At 66.7% G+C, this 16044-nt stretch carries 15 protein-coding genes; 6 read left to right on the top strand and 9 right to left on the bottom strand.

What is annotated here, in order from left to right:
- The first annotated feature begins 38 nt into the window (after nucleotides 1-38).
- Nucleotides 39-914, top strand: coding sequence for a polysaccharide deacetylase family protein (locus H0P51_RS22285; protein ID WP_180915027.1), 876 nt, complete (start codon nucleotides 39-41; stop codon nucleotides 912-914).
- A 52-nt stretch (nucleotides 915-966) separates the two neighbouring features.
- Entirely contained in the window at nucleotides 967-2409 is a 1443-nt protein-coding gene (locus H0P51_RS22280; RefSeq protein WP_180919155.1) for an adenylate/guanylate cyclase domain-containing protein, read from the top strand.
- A gap of 19 nt (nucleotides 2410-2428) precedes the next feature.
- Here H0P51_RS22280 and H0P51_RS22275 read toward each other — a convergent pair whose 3' ends face one another.
- The 3 genes from H0P51_RS22275 to glpX form a co-directional block, all read right to left on the bottom strand.
- Nucleotides 2429-3445, bottom strand: coding sequence for a hypothetical protein (locus H0P51_RS22275; protein WP_180915026.1), 1017 nt, complete (start codon nucleotides 3443-3445; stop codon nucleotides 2429-2431).
- A 91-nt stretch (nucleotides 3446-3536) separates the two neighbouring features.
- Entirely contained in the window at nucleotides 3537-4958 is a 1422-nt protein-coding gene (locus H0P51_RS22270; protein WP_180915025.1) for a class II fumarate hydratase, read from the bottom strand.
- A gap of 30 nt (nucleotides 4959-4988) precedes the next feature.
- On the bottom strand, nucleotides 4989-6062 hold the full coding sequence (glpX, locus tag H0P51_RS22265) for a class II fructose-bisphosphatase (protein WP_180915024.1): 1074 nt from the start codon (nucleotides 6060-6062) through the stop codon (nucleotides 4989-4991).
- Nucleotides 6063-6157: 95 nt separating this feature from the next.
- Between glpX and H0P51_RS22260 the strand changes: the two genes are divergently transcribed.
- Entirely contained in the window at nucleotides 6158-6802 is a 645-nt protein-coding gene (locus tag H0P51_RS22260) for a DUF4245 domain-containing protein (protein ID WP_180915023.1), read from the top strand.
- A 12-nt stretch (nucleotides 6803-6814) separates the two neighbouring features.
- The gene (locus H0P51_RS22255) at nucleotides 6815-7612 is read left to right on the top strand and encodes a dienelactone hydrolase family protein (protein WP_180915022.1); all 798 of its coding nucleotides are present in this window, start codon (nucleotides 6815-6817) and stop codon (nucleotides 7610-7612) included.
- Here the strand turns inward: H0P51_RS22255 and H0P51_RS22250 are convergent.
- Entirely contained in the window at nucleotides 7593-8738 is a 1146-nt protein-coding gene (locus tag H0P51_RS22250; protein WP_180915021.1) for an AI-2E family transporter, read from the bottom strand. The genes H0P51_RS22255 and H0P51_RS22250 overlap by 20 nt on opposite strands.
- Nucleotides 8739-8847: 109 nt before the next feature.
- Here H0P51_RS22250 and H0P51_RS22245 point away from each other — a divergent pair, with 109 nt between their 5' ends.
- Nucleotides 8848-10401 (top strand): carboxylesterase/lipase family protein, encoded by a 1554-nt coding sequence (locus H0P51_RS22245; protein ID WP_180915020.1) that lies wholly within the window; start codon nucleotides 8848-8850, stop codon nucleotides 10399-10401.
- Here the strand turns inward: H0P51_RS22245 and H0P51_RS22240 are convergent.
- The 4 genes from H0P51_RS22240 to H0P51_RS22225 are packed head-to-tail and all read right to left on the bottom strand — an operon-like array spanning nucleotide 10388 to nucleotide 13636.
- Entirely contained in the window at nucleotides 10388-11515 is a 1128-nt protein-coding gene (locus H0P51_RS22240) for a 3-beta-hydroxysteroid dehydrogenase (protein ID WP_180915019.1), read from the bottom strand. The genes H0P51_RS22245 and H0P51_RS22240 overlap by 14 nt on opposite strands.
- A 54-nt stretch (nucleotides 11516-11569) precedes the next feature.
- The gene (locus H0P51_RS22235; protein WP_180915018.1) at nucleotides 11570-11809 is read right to left on the bottom strand and encodes an exodeoxyribonuclease VII small subunit; all 240 of its coding nucleotides are present in this window, start codon (nucleotides 11807-11809) and stop codon (nucleotides 11570-11572) included.
- On the bottom strand, nucleotides 11799-13046 hold the full coding sequence (gene xseA / locus H0P51_RS22230) for an exodeoxyribonuclease VII large subunit (protein WP_180915017.1): 1248 nt from the start codon (nucleotides 13044-13046) through the stop codon (nucleotides 11799-11801). The genes H0P51_RS22235 and xseA overlap by 11 nt, the downstream gene beginning before the upstream one ends.
- Complete coding sequence (locus tag H0P51_RS22225) at nucleotides 13043-13636, bottom strand: lipid droplet-associated protein (RefSeq protein WP_180915016.1); 594 nt, start codon at nucleotides 13634-13636, stop codon at nucleotides 13043-13045. The genes xseA and H0P51_RS22225 overlap by 4 nt, the downstream gene beginning before the upstream one ends.
- Before the next feature lie 99 nt (nucleotides 13637-13735).
- On the opposite strand from H0P51_RS22225, the gene H0P51_RS22220 reads away from it, so the two are divergent.
- Entirely contained in the window at nucleotides 13736-14755 is a 1020-nt protein-coding gene (locus tag H0P51_RS22220; RefSeq protein ID WP_180915015.1) for a 4-hydroxy-3-methylbut-2-enyl diphosphate reductase, read from the top strand.
- A gap of 18 nt (nucleotides 14756-14773) precedes the next feature.
- Here H0P51_RS22220 and H0P51_RS22215 read toward each other — a convergent pair whose 3' ends face one another.
- Nucleotides 14774-16009 (bottom strand): DUF6542 domain-containing protein, encoded by a 1236-nt coding sequence (locus H0P51_RS22215; RefSeq protein WP_180915014.1) that lies wholly within the window; start codon nucleotides 16007-16009, stop codon nucleotides 14774-14776.
- Between the last annotated feature and the right edge of the window lie 35 nt (nucleotides 16010-16044).

The following is a 16044-nucleotide window of genomic DNA, read 5'->3' as shown; positions in this document are numbered from 1 at the left end:
CTCAGCGGGGCCAGACGGCCTTTCGGTAAACTTTCCCAGTGCCGAAACGACCCGACAGCCAGGCCTGGCGCTACGGCCGCATGGTCTTCGGGGTGGTGGTCGCGGTGGGTGTCCTGGTGATCGGTGGCCTGACCGGCCACGTCACCCGGGCCGACGACGCGAACTGTTCGGTCGTCAAATGCATCGCACTGACCTTCGACGACGGTCCGGGCCCCTACACCGACCGGCTGCTGCAGATTCTGCGCAACGACGACGCCAAGGCCACCTTCTTCCTGATCGGTAACAAGGTGGCCGCCAACCCGTCGGGCGCCAAGCGGATCGCCGACGCGGGCATGGAAATCGGCAGCCACACCTGGGAACACCCCAATATGACGACGATCCCGCCTGAGGACATCGCCGCCCAATTCTCCCGTGCCAACGACGCGATCACCGCGGCAACAGGACGGACGCCGGTGTTGTATCGGCCAGCTGGTGGTCTGTCCAACCCGGCGGTGCGCCAGACCGCCGCCACCTTCGGTCTCGCCGAGATCCTATGGGACGTCATCCCATTCGACTGGGCCAACGACGCAAATACCGCGGCCACGCGGCAGGTGCTGATGACCCAGATCAAACCGGGGTCGGTGGTGCTGTTCCACGACACCTACTCCAGCACCGTCGACCTGGTCTACCAGTTCATCCCGGTGCTCAAAGCCAACGGCTACCACCTGGTGACCGTTAGCGAGATGCTCGGCCCGCGGGCGCCTGGCAGCAGCTACGGCAGCCGGGAGAACGGTCCGCCTGTCAACGAGCTGCACGATATCCCGGCTGTTCAGATCCCGGCGTTGCCCAATACGCCGTCGCCCAAGCCGATGCCGAACTTCCCGATCACCGACATTCCCGGGCAGAACTCGGGCGGGCCGAACAACGGTGCCTGAGGACCCGGCGCCGAAGTCTGCCCTGAGGTTGTCGCTGCAATACGCAGCCGACCTGAGCTTGGCTTACATCCTGGCCGTAGTGGACGCTGCCGCCATCCTGATCCCGCTGCGTGGTCACACCCTCGGTGTGTCCAACGCCGACTTCGCCGAGAAGAACACCGGGCTGGTGGTGTTGCTGGTGGTGCTGAGCACCCTCGCCGTGGCCGTCGCCGGACCGCTGATCCTGGCACCGACCCTGCGCTGGTATGTGGCCGGCGACGAACCCACACCCAAACAACGCGACGCCGCAATAAAACTCGCCGGCAAGCAGTCGGCGCTGCTGGCGGCGGTCTGGGGGGCCAGCGGCGGCATCCTGCTGTTGGTGAATCGCGACGGCGGTGGCGCGCTGCTGGTGCCGATCTCACTTGGGGTGGTGCTGGGTGGGGCGGCGGCCGCGGGCATGGGCATGCTGCTGGCGCAACGCACCTTGCGGCCGATCATGGGGTTGGCCACCCGGGGTTGCGAGCCCCGCCTGGTGGTACCAGGCGTGTTCGCTCGACTGGTCCTGCTGTGGTTCCTGTGTAGTGCGCTGCCCATCGGCGTTATCGCGACATTCGTCGGGTTGCGTTCTGCCGGTTGGCTGATCGACAGTTCCGCGGCCCTGGACGTGCCGGTGCTGGTGGTGTCGCTGGCCGCGCTGTTGCTGGGGTTGCCGACGATGATCCTGACATCGAGGTCGATCTCCGATCCGGTCAGTGAGGTCGCCGACGCGATGGCCGAGATCGAGCACGGTCATATGGGAACCTACGTCGGGGTGTACGAACGTTCCCAGATCGGGCGTCTGCAAAGCGGATTCAACCGGATGGTCACTGGCTTGGAGGAACGCGAACGGATCCGCGACCTGTTCGGCCGGCACGTGGGGGCCGACGTGGCCCGGCGCGCTTTGGAGGAAGGTTCCTCGCTCTCCGGCGACGTGGTAGACGCGGCGGTCCTCTACATCGACCTGGTGGGGTCTACCGGGCTCGCCGAAAGCCTTCCGCCGCAGGAGGTTGCGGCGGTGCTCAACGATTTTTTCCGCATCGTCGTGGACACCGTGGACGAATATCGGGGACTGATCAACAAATTCGAGGGTGACGCCGCACTTGTCATCTTCGGTGCACCGCTGCGCTCAGGCCAGCCGGCTGCCGATGCGCTGGCGACGGCGCGTGCACTGGGCGTCAAGCTGCGCCGACTTCCGTTGGTGGACTTCGGGATCGGTGTCTCGGCGGGTCGAGTATTCGCAGGCAACATCGGTGCGGAGAACCGCTACGAATACACCGTGATCGGGGATGCCGTCAACGAAGCCGCGCGGCTGGCCGACCTGGCCAAGACCTCGGATCGGCGAATGCTGTGCTCGGGCGGGGCAATCGAACGTGCCGACGCCGCTGAGCGCAAGCGCTGGGCTGAGTGCTATTCAACGGTGCTGCGCGGGCGCTCCGAACCGACCCATGTCTCGGCGCCAGTGGGTACCGATTGAGCCCCGACCGGATGGGGCGCTAGGTCTTCGTAACCTTCAGCGCCGCAATGACGCTGTCGACGATGGCCTGCGACGCCGAGTCGCCGATCGGCACCGCACCCAGGAAGATGGTCACCGGTTTGGTATCCACCGCGACGATGGTGACAGTGTCGCCCTTGACCCCGCGCGAGGCGTCACCAATGGTGACGTCGGCTTGCACCTTCGCAGCTTTGAGGCCATCGACCGTCATCGACGACGTGGTCTTGGGGCCCAGCGAGGGCGAAACCTGGTTGTAGCCGGGGCCCACGGCGACGCAATCCAACAGCTTGGACGCCTGCGCGCTGACGTCCATGCTGGTCACGAAGTTGGTCACGGCCACCTCGACCTGCATCATCCACTGATTGCCGCCTGCCACCTCTTTCGCCAGGCCCGCCCCGTCGATCAGATTCGGGTTCTGGTCGTCGACGTAGGGCTGCCACCCGGCCGCCAGGTTGGCCGGGAAGGACAGCTTGCCGGCGCTCACCGTATCGCCGCTGGGCATGGCGCCACCGGACACGTTGGGAGTGCAATCGGTGGCGGTCTGCTGGCCGCTGCCCGGCCCCGATGCCTCGGCTGTCGTGGTTGTCGACGGGCTCGCCGACGGCGAACTCTTCCCGCTGTTGAGGGACACCACCAGGACCACCACCAGGACGATCGCGCCCAGCACGGCGATGCCGCCGACGATCAGCCAGGGCAGCTTGGAGTTCTTCGGCGGCCCGGGCGGGGGATACGGCCCACCAGGCCCACCCGGCCAGCCGGGCGGCTGCTGGCCGGGCTGGGTGAATTGTTGCGGTGGGTAGCCCGGGTTGCCGTAGGGGTCGGTGCCGTACGGAGCGGCGGGTGGGTACGAGTAAGGGGCGGCCTGCGTAGGCTCAGCCGACTGGCCGGGTGGTTGTTGGCCCCACTGCTGCGGCTGTTGGCTCCACTCCTGCGGCTGTCCGCTCCAATGGGGTTGCTGCCCATACGGATTGGTTCCGTAGGGGTCCTGGCCGTAGGGGCCGCCCGGAGGCACCGTCATATCTCAACCACTCTCAATCTCGTCGGCCACCTCCCGCGAGGCGGCAACGCAACCGCGTCAGCGCAATTATGCGGGTGGGCCTGGTGCGGCGCTAGTTCTCGTCGGTCGTCTCGACCCTGGCCATCGCCAACACGTCCAGTCGACGGTCGAGTTCCTCGACCGAGAGCTTGTCACCGATCAGGCCACGGTCGATGACCGTTTGGCGAATCGTCTTACGCTCTTTGAGCGCCTGCTTGGCTACCGCGGCGGCCTCTTCGTAACCGATCGCCGAGTTCAGCGGCGTCACGATCGACGGCGACGACTCGGCCAGCTCGCGCAGGTGCTCGACATTGGCCTTGAGTCCCACGATGCAGCGCTCGGCGAATAGCTTGGACACGTTGGTCAGCAGCTTGAATGACTCGAGGACGTTGCGCGCCATCATCGGGATGTAGACGTTGAGTTCGAAGGCGCCCGACAGCCCGCCGACGGCGACCGCGGAGTCGTTACCGATCACCTGCGCGGCGACCTGGGTTACCGCCTCCGGCAGAACAGGATTTACCTTGCCCGGCATGATCGAGCTGCCCGGCTGTAGGTCGGGGAGCGCAATCTCGGCCAGGCCGGTCAGCGGGCCTGAGCCCATCCACCGGATGTCGTTGGCGATCTTGGTCAGCGATACCGCGATGGTACGCAGAGCGCCGGACACCTCGACCAGTCCGTCGCGGGCCGCCTGTGCCTCGAAAGAGTTTGTGGCCGTGCGCAACTCGGATATCCCGGTCTGTTCCACCAACACCGCGACCACCCGGACGCCGAAGCCCTCTGGGGCATTGAGCCCGGTGCCGACAGCGGTACCCCCGATGGCGAGTTCACCGAGCCGGGGCAGCGAAGCGCGTACTCGTTCGATGCCGGCCTCGATCTGGCGGGCATAGCCGCTGAACTCCTGGCCCAGCGTCACCGGAACGGCGTCCATCAGGTGGGTGCGTCCTGACTTGACCACCGTCTGCCACTCCAGCGCCTTAGCCGCCAACGCATCCTGCAGAATTTGCAGCGCCGGGATCAGGTGGCTCACCGCGGCCTCGGTGGCCGCGATGTGAGTGGCGGTCGGGAAGGTGTCGTTGGACGACTGCGACATGTTGACGTCGTCGTTCGGGTGCACCGTGACACCGTTGGCGGCCGCGATCGACGCGATCACCTCATTGGTGTTCATGTTCGAGCTGGTGCCCGACCCGGTCTGGAAGACGTCGATGGGGAACTGGTCGTCATGCTTGCCGTCGGCGATCTCGGCGGCCGCGGCGATGATCGCATCGGCCTTCTCCGGTGCTAGCAGCCCGAGGTCCTTATTGACTTGCGCGCAAGCGCCTTTCAGCAGTCCCAGTGCCCGGATCTGGGTGCGCTCCAAGCCTCGGCCGGAAATCGGGAAGTTCTCCACCGCACGCTGAGTTTGGGCGCGCCACAACGCTTTCGCCGGCACTCGGACCTCACCCATAGTGTCGTGCTCGATGCGGTATTCGCCTTCGTCGGTCGCGGTGTCGGCCATAGCTTTTCAGATCCTTTGGGTTGTACGGATTTACGGCAGGGGATAGGCGGCGTTGGTGTCGCCGGTGAAGTCGATCGCCGAGTACTCGTTGAGTTTGGACAGCCGATGGTAGGCCTCGATCATGCGCACCGTGCCCGACTTGGAGCGCATCACGATCGACTGTGTGGTGCAGCCGCCAGGCTGGTACCGAACGCCCTTGAGCAAGTCGCCGTCGGTGACCCCGGTGGCGCAGAAGAACACGTTGTCACCGGAGACGAGGTCCCGGGTGGTCAGCACCCGCTCCACGTCGTGGCCGGCATCGAGGGCCTTGCGTCGCTCGGCCTCGTCGGTGGGCGCCAACTGCGCCTGGATCGCGCCGCCCATGCATCGGATGGCGGCCGCGGTGATGATGCCCTCCGGGGTGCCGCCGATGCCGGCCAGCATGTCGGTGCCCGAGCCGGGGCGGCATGCGGAGATCGCGCCGGCGACGTCGCCGTCGGTGATCAGCCGGATCCGGGCCCCCGTGTCGCGGACGTCGGCGATCAGCTGCGCGTGCCGCGGCCGGTCCAGGATGCACACCGTCATGTCGGCGGGCGAAAGTCCCTTGACCTTGGCGACCGCGCGGATGTTCTCGGCGATCGGCGCGGTGATGTCCAGCACGTGTGCGGCTTCGGGTCCGACGGCGATCTTGTTCATGTAGAACACGGCCGACGGATCGAACATGGCGCCCCGGTCGGCCACGGCCAGCACCGAGATCGCGTTGGGCATGCCCTTGCTCATCAGGGTGGTGCCGTCAATCGGGTCGACGGCGAAATCGCACTCGGGCCCGTCGCCGTTGCCCACCTCTTCGCCGTTGTAGAGCATCGGCGCTTCGTCTTTTTCGCCTTCGCCGATCACCACGACGCCGCGCATCGACACCGAATTCACCAGTTGGCGTATGGCGTCGACGGCGGCGCCATCGCCGCCTTCTTTGTCGCCGCGGCCCACCCAGCGGCCCGCGGCCATGGCACCGGCCTCGGTGACGCGCACGAGTTCCAGGGCCAGGTTGCGGTCTGGGGCTTCACCGCGGGACAGTCGCGCGGGCGACGCCCCGGCAAGGGTCGAGCCCGATCCCTGGGCAGTCATGCTCGGCGCTCTTGGTTCGTGGTCAGAGGCTCTTGGTCCATGTCAGAGATTGTCCCAGAAGCAGAACTCCTGTCTGGAGCTGGGATACTCGGGGTGTGACTGCCGAGCCCCAGCCGACCCCGAAGCCGGCCAAGCCGCGGTTGCTGCAGGACGGCCGCGACATGTTCTGGTCGCTGGCTCCGTTGGTGCTGGGCTGCATCCTGCTGGCCGGCATGGTCGGGATGTGTTCGATCGCACCGGGCGGAACGAACCGTGGCACCGTCCCGTCCTACGACGCGGCGGCGGCGCTGAAGGCCGACGCGGCGGCGCTGGGGTTCCCGATCCGGCTGCCGCGGCTACCTGCGGACTGGAAACCCAATTCGGGCAGCCGCGGCGGTATCGACGCCGGCCGCACCGACGCTGCCGCGGGCCAGAAATTACATGCGTCCACCTCCACGGTGGGCTACATCAGCCCGACGGGGATGTACCTGAGCCTCACCCAGAGCGATGCCGACGAGGACAAACTAGTCGCCTCGATCCACCCTGGGATGTATCCGACCGGAACCGTCGACATCGCCGGCACCAGCTGGGTCGTCTACCAGGGCGCCGATCAGAACGGCGCGGTGGAACCGGTGTGGACCACCCGGCTGGCCAGTCCGTCCGGCCCCACCCAAGTCGCGATCTCTGGTGCCGGGACCCCGGAGCAGTTCCGTACCCTGGCGGCGGCGACACAATCGCAGCAACCGCTGCCGAACAAGTAGAAGGGCACACGCGTGGGCGCACCCGAAGCAGACCTGTCCGGCTGGTCAGCCGAGCCGTTCACCGGCGCCGGCTACACCCACGACGTCTACCGCAAGGGGTCGGGTCCCGGGGTGGTGCTGATCCCGGAGATACCAGGCATCCACCCCGGCGTACTGGGCCTGGGTAATCATCTGGTGGACAACGGGTTCACCGTGGCCATGCCGTCCTTGTTCGGCGAGCCCGGCCAGCCCAAAACGGCCGGCTACGTCGCCGCCACCCTCGGCCGGGTCTGTGTGGCAAAGGAATTCGCGGCGATGGCCACCAACAAGCAACGACCGGTGTCGTTGTTCCTGCGCGCCCTTGCCCGCGATCTCAACGCGTCGACGCCGGGCACGGGCGTGGGCGTGATCGGGCAGTGCTTCACCGGCGGGTTCGCGCTCGCCGCTGCTGTCGACGACAGCGTGCTGGCGCCGGTGCTTAGCCAACCGTCGGTGCCGTTTCCGCTGACCGCCAAGCAGCGTCGCGATCCCGGGCTCAGCGATTCCGAACTCAGCATCGTCGCCGGGCGTTGCGCCGATGACGGCCTGTGCGCCATGGGATTGCGCTTCAGTGAGGACAAGATGGCGCCTGGCGAGCGGTTCCACACGCTCAAGCAGCGTCTCGGTGACGCGTTCGAGGTGATCGAGATCAACTCCGCCCCCGACAACGAACACGGTTTCGGCCGCATGGCGCACTCGGTGCTCACCGATGAGGTTCGCGAGGTCGACGGCCAGCCGGCCTACGAGGCGCGCAAGCGCGTCGTCGAATTCCTCACTCAGCGCTTGACGTAGCTCGCTTGTCCGACGCCCGCCAGGGCAGCCAACTCCGCCGAACAGGCTTGTCCTCCACCGGTTTCAGCTCTACGCCCTTGTACACCGCCAGGTAGACGTCGATGGTGGTGACGATGATGATCATCAGCACCGGCCCGATGATGATGCCCCACGGTCCGAACATGGAGATGCCTGCGAACACCGAGAGCAGCATCAGCGCCGGGTTCAGCCGGGCGTCGCGCGGCACCAGGATCGGACGCAGGAAGTTATCGATGTTGGTGACCACGATCAGGTGGAACAGCACCACGAACAGGCCGCCGCCGATGTTGCCGAAGAACATCATGCCGATGCCGAACGGGATGGTGACGATGCCGCCGCCCAGCGGGATGATCGACAATGCCGTCAGCAGGATCGCGAAGATGAAGAAGCCGTGGTGGAAGCCGGCGAGATATACCGACGCGGCACCGGAGACGCCCTGACAGAAGGCGATCACGAACTGGCCGTTGACGGTGCCGCGCACCATCGAACCCATCTTCTGCAGATACAGGTCGGTGACTTCTTCGCCGAGGGGGTTGAGCTGGCCGATCAGGTTGCGTAGCTTGTCCCGGTTCACCAGCATCGCGACGAAGACGTACAAGAAGATGATGGCCGAGGTGATCACGCCGGCCACGCTTCCGGCGGTGCTCTGCAAAACGCCCAGCAGCCAGTGGCCAACGTTTTGCGCGGCTGAGACCATCGCCTTGCGCAGCGTTTCGGCGGTAACCGTCACGTGCACGAACGGGACCCGGCCCAGCAACTCATTGACCAGATGCAAGGCCTTGTCGCCCAAGCCGTTGAGACCGGTCGAGCGCACCCAGCCGGCTACCGAGTCGACCATCCGGGCGATCTGCACGATCGCCAGCGTCACCAGCAGTCCGACCGGCACGATCACCATCAGCAGCGCCGACAGCAGCGTGCAGGTGGCCGAAAGTCCGGCATTGAGTCGCGTGTTGAACCGATTGAACAGCGGGGTGAACAGGTAGGCGCCGACGGCGGCCACCACTATTAGAACGAAGTAGTTGCGCAGGAAGTACGCGCCGAACAGCAGAGCGACGATGGTGGTAACCGCCAGCGCGCGCTTCTGAGTGATCGTGAATTCGGTGTTCATGCCGCAACCGCGACCGCCCTCCGCGTCGGTGTTGGCGCAACCTTAACCGAGGTATCCCGTGCGGCGGGTCGTTAACCTGTTCGGAGCCGGCAGTGGGAGTACGCAACTTATGAAGATCGACAACTGTGTGGTCGAGACCGCTTGCGGTCCGGTCCGGGGCAGCGTCGTGGACAGCTCGCATGGACGGATCAAGACGTGGAAAGGCATCCGTTTCGCCGCGCCGCCGGTTGGGGACCTGCGTTTCCGGGATCCCGAACCTCCGCAGCCGTGGACCGAGGTCGCCGACGCCACGCAGTTTGGGCCGGCTTGCCCGCAGTCGACCTTGCCGAACATGAAACTCGATCTGGGAGCGCCGCAGGGCGAGGATTGTCTTCGGCTCAACATCTGGGCACCGGCCGGGGCGCAGCCCGGCGCCGCGAGACCGGTGATGGTGTGGCTGCATGGGGGCGCCTACGTCCTGGGTTCGGGTAGCCAGCCGCTGTATGAGGCCGACGCGCTGGCCGGCAGCGGCGACGTCGTCGTGGTCACGGTGAACTACCGGGTCGGAGCCCTGGGCTTTTTGGACTTGTCGTCGTTCAGCACATCGCGGCGGCGATTCGACTCCAACGTCGGGCTGCGTGACGTGCTGGCAGCGTTGACCTGGGTGCGCGACAACATCGCGGCGTTCGGCGGCGATCCCAGCAACGTCACGCTGTTCGGGGAGTCGGCCGGCGCCGGGATCGTCACCACACTGTTGGCCTGCCGGGCGGCCGAGGGCCTGTTCGTCCGTGCCATCGCACAAAGCTCTCCGGCTACCTCGGTGTACGACCGCGACCGCGGCCGCCGGGTCACGTTGGCGGTGCTGGACAAGGTGGGTATCTCCGAGTCCGATGCGCCGGAGGTGGCGGATGCGCCGACTGCGGCCCTGATCGCGGCCACCAGCGAAGTGTTCAACGAAGTGCCGGTACGCAATCCCGGGACGCTGGCGTTCGTGCCCATCGTCGACGGTGACCTAATCCACGACCAGCCCGTCAAGCTGGCGCAGGAGGGGCGGCTGCTTCCGGTGCCGCTGATCATCGGGACCAACAAGCACGAGGCTGCGCTGTTCAAGTTGCTGCGTTCGCCGCTGATGCCGATCACACCGAACGCGATCACCACGATGTTCAGTCAGATCGCCGCCGAACAACCCGACCTGCAGCTACCCACCATGGCCGAGTTCGAGTCGGCCTACTCGGGCCGAAGCAAGACTCGCAGTGTCGGGATGGCCACCGACATTGGCTTCCGGATGCCTTCGGTATGGCTGGCTGACGGCCACAGCAGGGTGGCGCCGGTGCATCTGTACCGGTTCGACTATGCCACGCCGCTGCTGAAGCTGTTGTTGGTGCGCGCCGCGCATGCCACCGAGCTGCCCTATGTTTTCGGCAATCTCGGTGGGCCGCAGGACTTCTCGCTGAAGTTGGGCGGTGCAAAGACCGCGCTGGGGGTCTCGGAGCGAGTGCGGACCCGTTGGATCAACTTCGCCACCCACGGCAAACCGGACGGACCGGTGGGCGAGCCGCAGTGGCCGTGCTACCGGGAGCCCGACCGTGCCTGCCTGGTGATCGACAAGCGCGACATGGTCCTGCCCGACGTCGATGCGCGTATCCGACAGGCGTGGGGCGCCCAGATGGTCAGTTTCCGGTAGCTGCTGCCGCTTTCTTGCCGGCTTTCTTGGCGGCTAGAGCCTCGGCCTTCATCTTGTGGAACAGATCGACGTAGTACGGCAGGCACTCCTTGAGCGCCTGCTCGGTGGTGAATAACGGTTGGTAACCGAGGTCGCGGCCAGCCTTGGCGATAGAGAAGTAGTTGTTGATGGCGATGCGCTCAATCGCCAACGGCTCGAGAAGCGGTGCGGGCGCGCCGAATTGGAAGTGCAACCGCTGCCACGCCGTCATCGCGGCACGCACCGGGGGAGCGGGAATCCGGATCGTCGGCCACTTTACGCCGCACGCTTCCATCACCGGGCGGGCGAACTCGAACATATTGATCGGTTCGCCGTCGTTGATGAAATACGCCTGACCGGGCGCGGTGCCGCCGGGCACCAGGTGTTCGCCGGCCAGGATGAAGCCGTGAATCAGGTTGTGCACGTAGGAGTTATCCAGCTTCGCCGACTTGGGGCCCACCAGCACCTTGGTGTGGCCCTTGATCACGCTCTCGAACACTTTGCGGAACATGGTCTGGTCGCCGGTGCCCCAGATGCCGCTGGGCCGGACCGAGCAGGTGAGCATGCCGTCGACGCCGTTCTGCGCCAGCACGTACTTCTCCGCCGCCACCTTGGTCTCGGTGTAGAGATCGTTGAATCGGGTGGTGTAGGGCATGGTCTCGTCTCCGTTGGAGATTTCCTGCCCACCCATCACCACGCTGTTGGATGCGGTATAGACGAACCTCTTGACGCCGGCCGCGCGGCCGGCCGTGACCAGGTTCTCGGTGCCGCCGACATTGACCGAGAAGCTGCGCTGCCGGTACTCCTCGGTAACCGAGGCGCCGCCCATCAGCTCGATGATGGCCGCGGTGTGAATGATCGTGTCGATGTCGTCAACCGCGGCTTCGCAGACGGCCTTGTCGGTGATATCGCCCTGCAACACCTGCAATTTGGGGTGCTGCGGCAGTGGTGAGGGAGCGCGGTCGAAGGACCGGACTCGATGTCCGCGATCCAACAAGGTCTTGACCAGGTTGGCGCCGACGAAGCCCGAGCCGCCGGTGACCAGGACGCTGCCGAGTTCGGTTGTGAGAGATGCATCACCCATGCGGGGGAGCATAACTGAAACGTGTTCCAATTTGGAACAAAACCCAGCGTCTGGATTCGACGAGAATCAGCTCGGGTCGGACTCGCCGGCGGCCAGCGCGTCGGCCACTCGTTGCCGGGCGCCAGCTAAGTGTTCCTCGCATCTTTTGGCTAGTTGTTCGCCTCTTTCCCAAAGCCGCAGCGACGCATCGAGATCCAATCCGCCCTGCTCCAGCAGCCGCACCACTTCGACCAGCTCGTCCCGACAATTTTCATAGCCGAGCTGACTAATAGGTGTAGTCGAATCGTGCTCGGGGTCAGGATCCATCGGTCAGTCCTTCGCTTAGCGCTGCGATAGCACCGTCGGCAACGCGCACCCGCAGCTCGGTGCCGGCGACAGCGTCGTCGACGGACCGCAGCACTGCGCCCGTCGCCGCCACCTGGACCACCGCGTAACCGCGCGCCAGGGTTGCCGCCGGTCCCAGCGTAGACAGTCGGGCTCGCAGATGTCCGACGCGCTCGGTCTCGACAGCGAGCATCCGGTTGACGTCGCGGCGGAGTGCCGAACGTGCGCGCGAAATCTCCTCGGCCCGCGTGGTTAGCATCCGCAGCGGGTCGGCCAGCGCGGGACGGCTGCGCAGGTGCGCCAGGGCGCGCTGTTCGCGGGTCACCCAGTTGCGCAACGCTTGGCCGTTGCGCTGGCGCAGGTCCGCGATCAGCCGCTGCTCGGCGGCGGCGTCAGGAACTACTTTCTTGGCGGCATCGGTAGGGGTGGCCGCACGTAGATCGGCAACCAGGTCGCACAGCGGGTTGTCGGGCTCGTGTCCGACCGCGCTGATCACCGGTGTCAGGCAGGCCGAGATCGCGCGGCACAGCGTCTCGTCGGAGAAGGGCAGCAGGTCCTCGGTGCTGCCGCCGCCGCGGGCCAGCACGATCACGTCGACCTCTGGATTCCGGTCGAGGTCCTGGAGCGCCTCGACGATCTGTGCGACGGCGTTCACGCCCTGCACGGCAGCGTGCCGAATGGCGAAACGCACCGCTGGCCAGCGCGCCGAGGCCACCGTCGTCACGTCCCGTTCGGCGTGACTGGCCCTGCTCGAGATCAGCCCGATCGTGTTGGGCAGAAAGGGAATCGGGCGCTTGAGCCGCGGGTCGAACAGACCCTCGGCGTCTAGTAGCCGGCGCAGCCGGTCGATGCGGGCCAGCAGCTCGCCGACACCGATGGCCCGAATCTCATTGAGCCGCAACGAGAATGTACCTCGTCCGGTGTAAAACGAGGGTTTGCCGCACACCACCACCTGGGTGCCTTCGGCCAGCTTCACCGGTGCATTGAGCACCAGGTCACGCGAGCAGGTCACCGTCAGGGACATGTCGGCGGCGGGGTCGCGCAATGTCATGAAGACCGTGTTGGTGTTGGGCCGCATGTTGATCTGCGCCAGCTGGCCCTCCACCCAAACGGTCCCGAGCCGGTCGATCCAGCCGGCCACCCGGATGGCGACGGCGCGCACCGGGAACGGGTTCTCCGGCGAGTTCGCCTCCGGTCGCGGCGCAGCGCCGCGAGTCACTTCGCCGATGCGCGGGTGATCCTGTTGGCCAGCAGCGTCTGGAACGGGGCACGGGCCTTGGTGGCCTGCTCGTAGGCCAGCAGCGCCTCCAGCTCAGCGACGTCCAGCGACTGCAGCCGGGCGCGCAGCTGCGCCAAGGTGAGCTGCGGGTAGTCGAGTTCGGTTGCCACGGCCGGTACCGGCACGCTGGACGCCTTGCTCGGCTGCTTGGCAGCCGGCGGGTCGGCGGACTCGGCGGAGTCGGACACCGAATACAGCGCAAAGCGCCCCTCGGCGCGGCGGTCGCCGTCGATCCCGTCGACCGGAATGGACGAGAATCCGCCTTGGCCGCCGTCCAGGACCTCCAGATCCTCGTCGAACGTCGCCCACTCTGGCTGCTCGTCCTTCGGCGGGAAGATCGACTCCAACGTGGTGTCGCCCTTGATGACTAGTTCAGCGATGTTCTGCTGGAACCGCATCACCAGGTGTGCGGCCTGGCTGGCCAGGGTCATCGGGTACATCAGAATGGTTTTCGGAAGTCTCATCGTCTCCTCGACGGCGACTGTCGCCGCGCCGACCAGCAGCCGAACCCCGTACGGTGCAGTAGCCATGGCTCCAAGACTGCCTCAAGCAGCGGCTAACTCCAAGCTGAGCACGCCCCGGTCCAGCGAAATGGCACGGCGGTCGCCGCGGAAAGTACCCTGGACCCCATGGTGCCCACTGTCGACATGGGGATTCCCGGTGCTTCGAGCTCAGTTGCCAGCTCGCTAGCCGACGCCCCGACCCGCAAGCGGGTGCTGCTGGCCGAGCCGCGCGGTTACTGCGCCGGGGTTGATCGGGCCGTAGAGACCGTCGAACGCGCCTTGGAAAAGCACGGCGCACCCGTCTATGTGCGGCACGAGATCGTGCACAACCGGCACGTGGTGGACACGCTGGCCAAGGCCGGCGCGGTGTTCGTTCAGGAAACCGATCAGGTGCCCGAGGGCGCGATCGTCGTCTTCTCCGCGCACGGGGTCGCACCGACGGTCTACGCCGCGGCGGCCGAGCGCAACCTGCAGACCATCGACGCCACCTGCCCGCTGGTCACCAAGGTGCACAACGAGGCCAAGCGCTTCGCAAGGGACGACTACGACATCCTGCTGATCGGTCATGAAGGCCACGAGGAGGTCATTGGCACGGCCGGGGAGGCGCCCGACCATGTACAGCTGGTCGACGGGGTCGAGTCGGTGCAGCACGTCAACGTGCGCGACGAGGACAAAGTGATCTGGTTGTCGCAGACCACGCTGTCGGTCGACGAGACCATGGAGATCGTCGGGCGGTTGCGGGAGCGTTTTCCCAAGCTGCAGGATCCGCCCAGCGACGATATCTGCTACGCGACACAGAACCGGCAGGTCGCGGTGAAGGCGATGGCGCCGGAGTGCGAGCTGGTGATCGTGGTGGGTTCGCGCAACTCGTCGAATTCGGTGCGGCTGGTTGAGGTGGCGCTGGGCGCCGGCTCGCGGGCTGCGTATCTGGTGGATTGGGCCGACGACATCGATCCGGCCTGGCTGGACGGCGTCACGACGGTCGGTGTGACGTCGGGCGCGTCGGTGCCCGAGGTGCTAGTCCGCGGTGTGCTCGAGCGGCTGGCTGAACACGGCTACGGCCTGGTTCAACCGGTGACGACGGCGAACGAGACGCTGGTGTTCGCGCTGCCGAGGGAGATCCGACCGGCCCGATCGAAAGGCTGATCGCGGCGCTACTGCGGCTCAGCCGTCGTATTCCCATTCGGCGGGTGGTCGGCGTGAGGCACGCGGGCGGTTGCGGCCAGTCCCACGCGGCTCGTCGAGGGGCTCGCCGCGCGGATCGTTACGTGGGGGCTGGCCGCGATACCGCACCTGCGAAATCGGGTGGTGAGTTGGGGTGCCACCGCCAGAACCTGCCGGCGCGGTGCGTCGACGAGGCGGCTCGTAGGGCGGGTACGGCTCGGGCGCAAGGCGCTCGTGGCGGCTGCGGCGTTCGCCGCGGGCCGGCGGCTCGGGCCGATCGTAGGTTTCGTACCGGTCGAAGCGGCTGCTGCGCGGCTCGGGACGGTCGTAGGGGCGTTCGTACGGCCGCTCATAGGGGTTGCGCCGCGTGCGCGGCTCGCGGCGCGCCTCCCGCGGGGGCGGAGCACCCAGATCGGTGTCTGGGTCGGGTCGCCGACGCCGCGGCCGGCGGGGCGGGTCGGCGGGGTCGAAGTCGCCCGCGTCGGGTGAGGGCACCGCGCTTCTGCGGGTAGTGCGGCGCGGGCGCTCGTCACTGGGCGCGTATGTGTCGTCTGGGCGGGCGTGCCGCGACCGGGTTCGGGCTGCCGGACGCTGCGCGGAGCGGGTGCCGCTACGCGCGGGGCGGGTGGTTCTCGTGGTCCGCCCTCTGGCGTGCGCCGGTGGGGCTTCGGCCTCGTCGATTTCCTCGCCGGACAGCCCGGCCAGCAGGGCGCGTACCTTGGCGGCGAGCTCGGTGAGCAGCGGGGTCCGTGCTTGTGTTCGTGCCGGGACGTCGTCCGTGGCCGAGTCGGCGGACGGGGCCGTTCGGCTGTTCTTGCCGAAATACCAGCGGACCAACCCGATCAGCAGCACCCCGCCCGCGGTGCCCAGCATCAGTGGGAACCGTTCGATCAGCGGGTAACCGCAGTTGATCAGCAAGTCTTTGAACTTGTCGACCTTGCCGCCATGGAACAGCCAGTATGCCCCGGGGACCGCGCAGAACAGGATAAGCGGCGGCTGGATGACCGCGGTGAACACCGCCGCCTGTCGCACCGCCAGCACCGCCGCCACGCATCCTGCGATGTACAACAGGGCGAACGTGTGCGTGAGATCTTTATGCCCAGCATCCAGCAAGTAGCCCAGGGCCGTCGCTCCGACGGCGATGAGGACAGCCGCCCACCACGGCACCCCTGGGATGCTTGGGACGATCGAGCGGTGGTTGGGCTCCACCGCGGACCTCTCCCGCTGCGCTGACACATGTCGACCGTACCGGCAATCAGGCCAAAGACCCG

The sequence above is a fragment of the Mycobacterium vicinigordonae genome (genome assembly GCF_013466425.1).
GTDB lineage: Bacteria > Actinomycetota > Actinomycetes > Mycobacteriales > Mycobacteriaceae > Mycobacterium > Mycobacterium vicinigordonae.
The sequence above is the reverse complement of the archived record's forward strand: the minus strand, read 5'-3'. Positions and strand labels throughout refer to the sequence as shown.

Coding starts and splice junctions, on each gene's coding strand:
- H0P51_RS22245 (WP_180915020.1), top strand. CDS start 8,848: ATGAAGATCGACAACTGTGTGGTCGAGACCGCTTGCGGTCCGGTCCGG.
- H0P51_RS22270 (WP_180915025.1), bottom strand. CDS start 4,958: ATGGCCGACACCGCGACCGACGAAGGCGAATACCGCATCGAGCACGAC.
- H0P51_RS22250 (WP_180915021.1), bottom strand. CDS start 8,738: ATGAACACCGAATTCACGATCACTCAGAAGCGCGCGCTGGCGGTTACC.
- H0P51_RS22275 (WP_180915026.1), bottom strand. CDS start 3,445: ATGACGGTGCCTCCGGGCGGCCCCTACGGCCAGGACCCCTACGGAACC.
- glpX (WP_180915024.1), bottom strand. CDS start 6,062: ATGACTGCCCAGGGATCGGGCTCGACCCTTGCCGGGGCGTCGCCCGCG.
- H0P51_RS22225 (WP_180915016.1), bottom strand. CDS start 13,636: ATGGCTACTGCACCGTACGGGGTTCGGCTGCTGGTCGGCGCGGCGACA.
- H0P51_RS22220 (WP_180915015.1), top strand. CDS start 13,736: ATGGTGCCCACTGTCGACATGGGGATTCCCGGTGCTTCGAGCTCAGTT.
- H0P51_RS22235 (WP_180915018.1), bottom strand. CDS start 11,809: ATGGATCCTGACCCCGAGCACGATTCGACTACACCTATTAGTCAGCTC.
- H0P51_RS22240 (WP_180915019.1), bottom strand. CDS start 11,515: ATGCTCCCCCGCATGGGTGATGCATCTCTCACAACCGAACTCGGCAGC.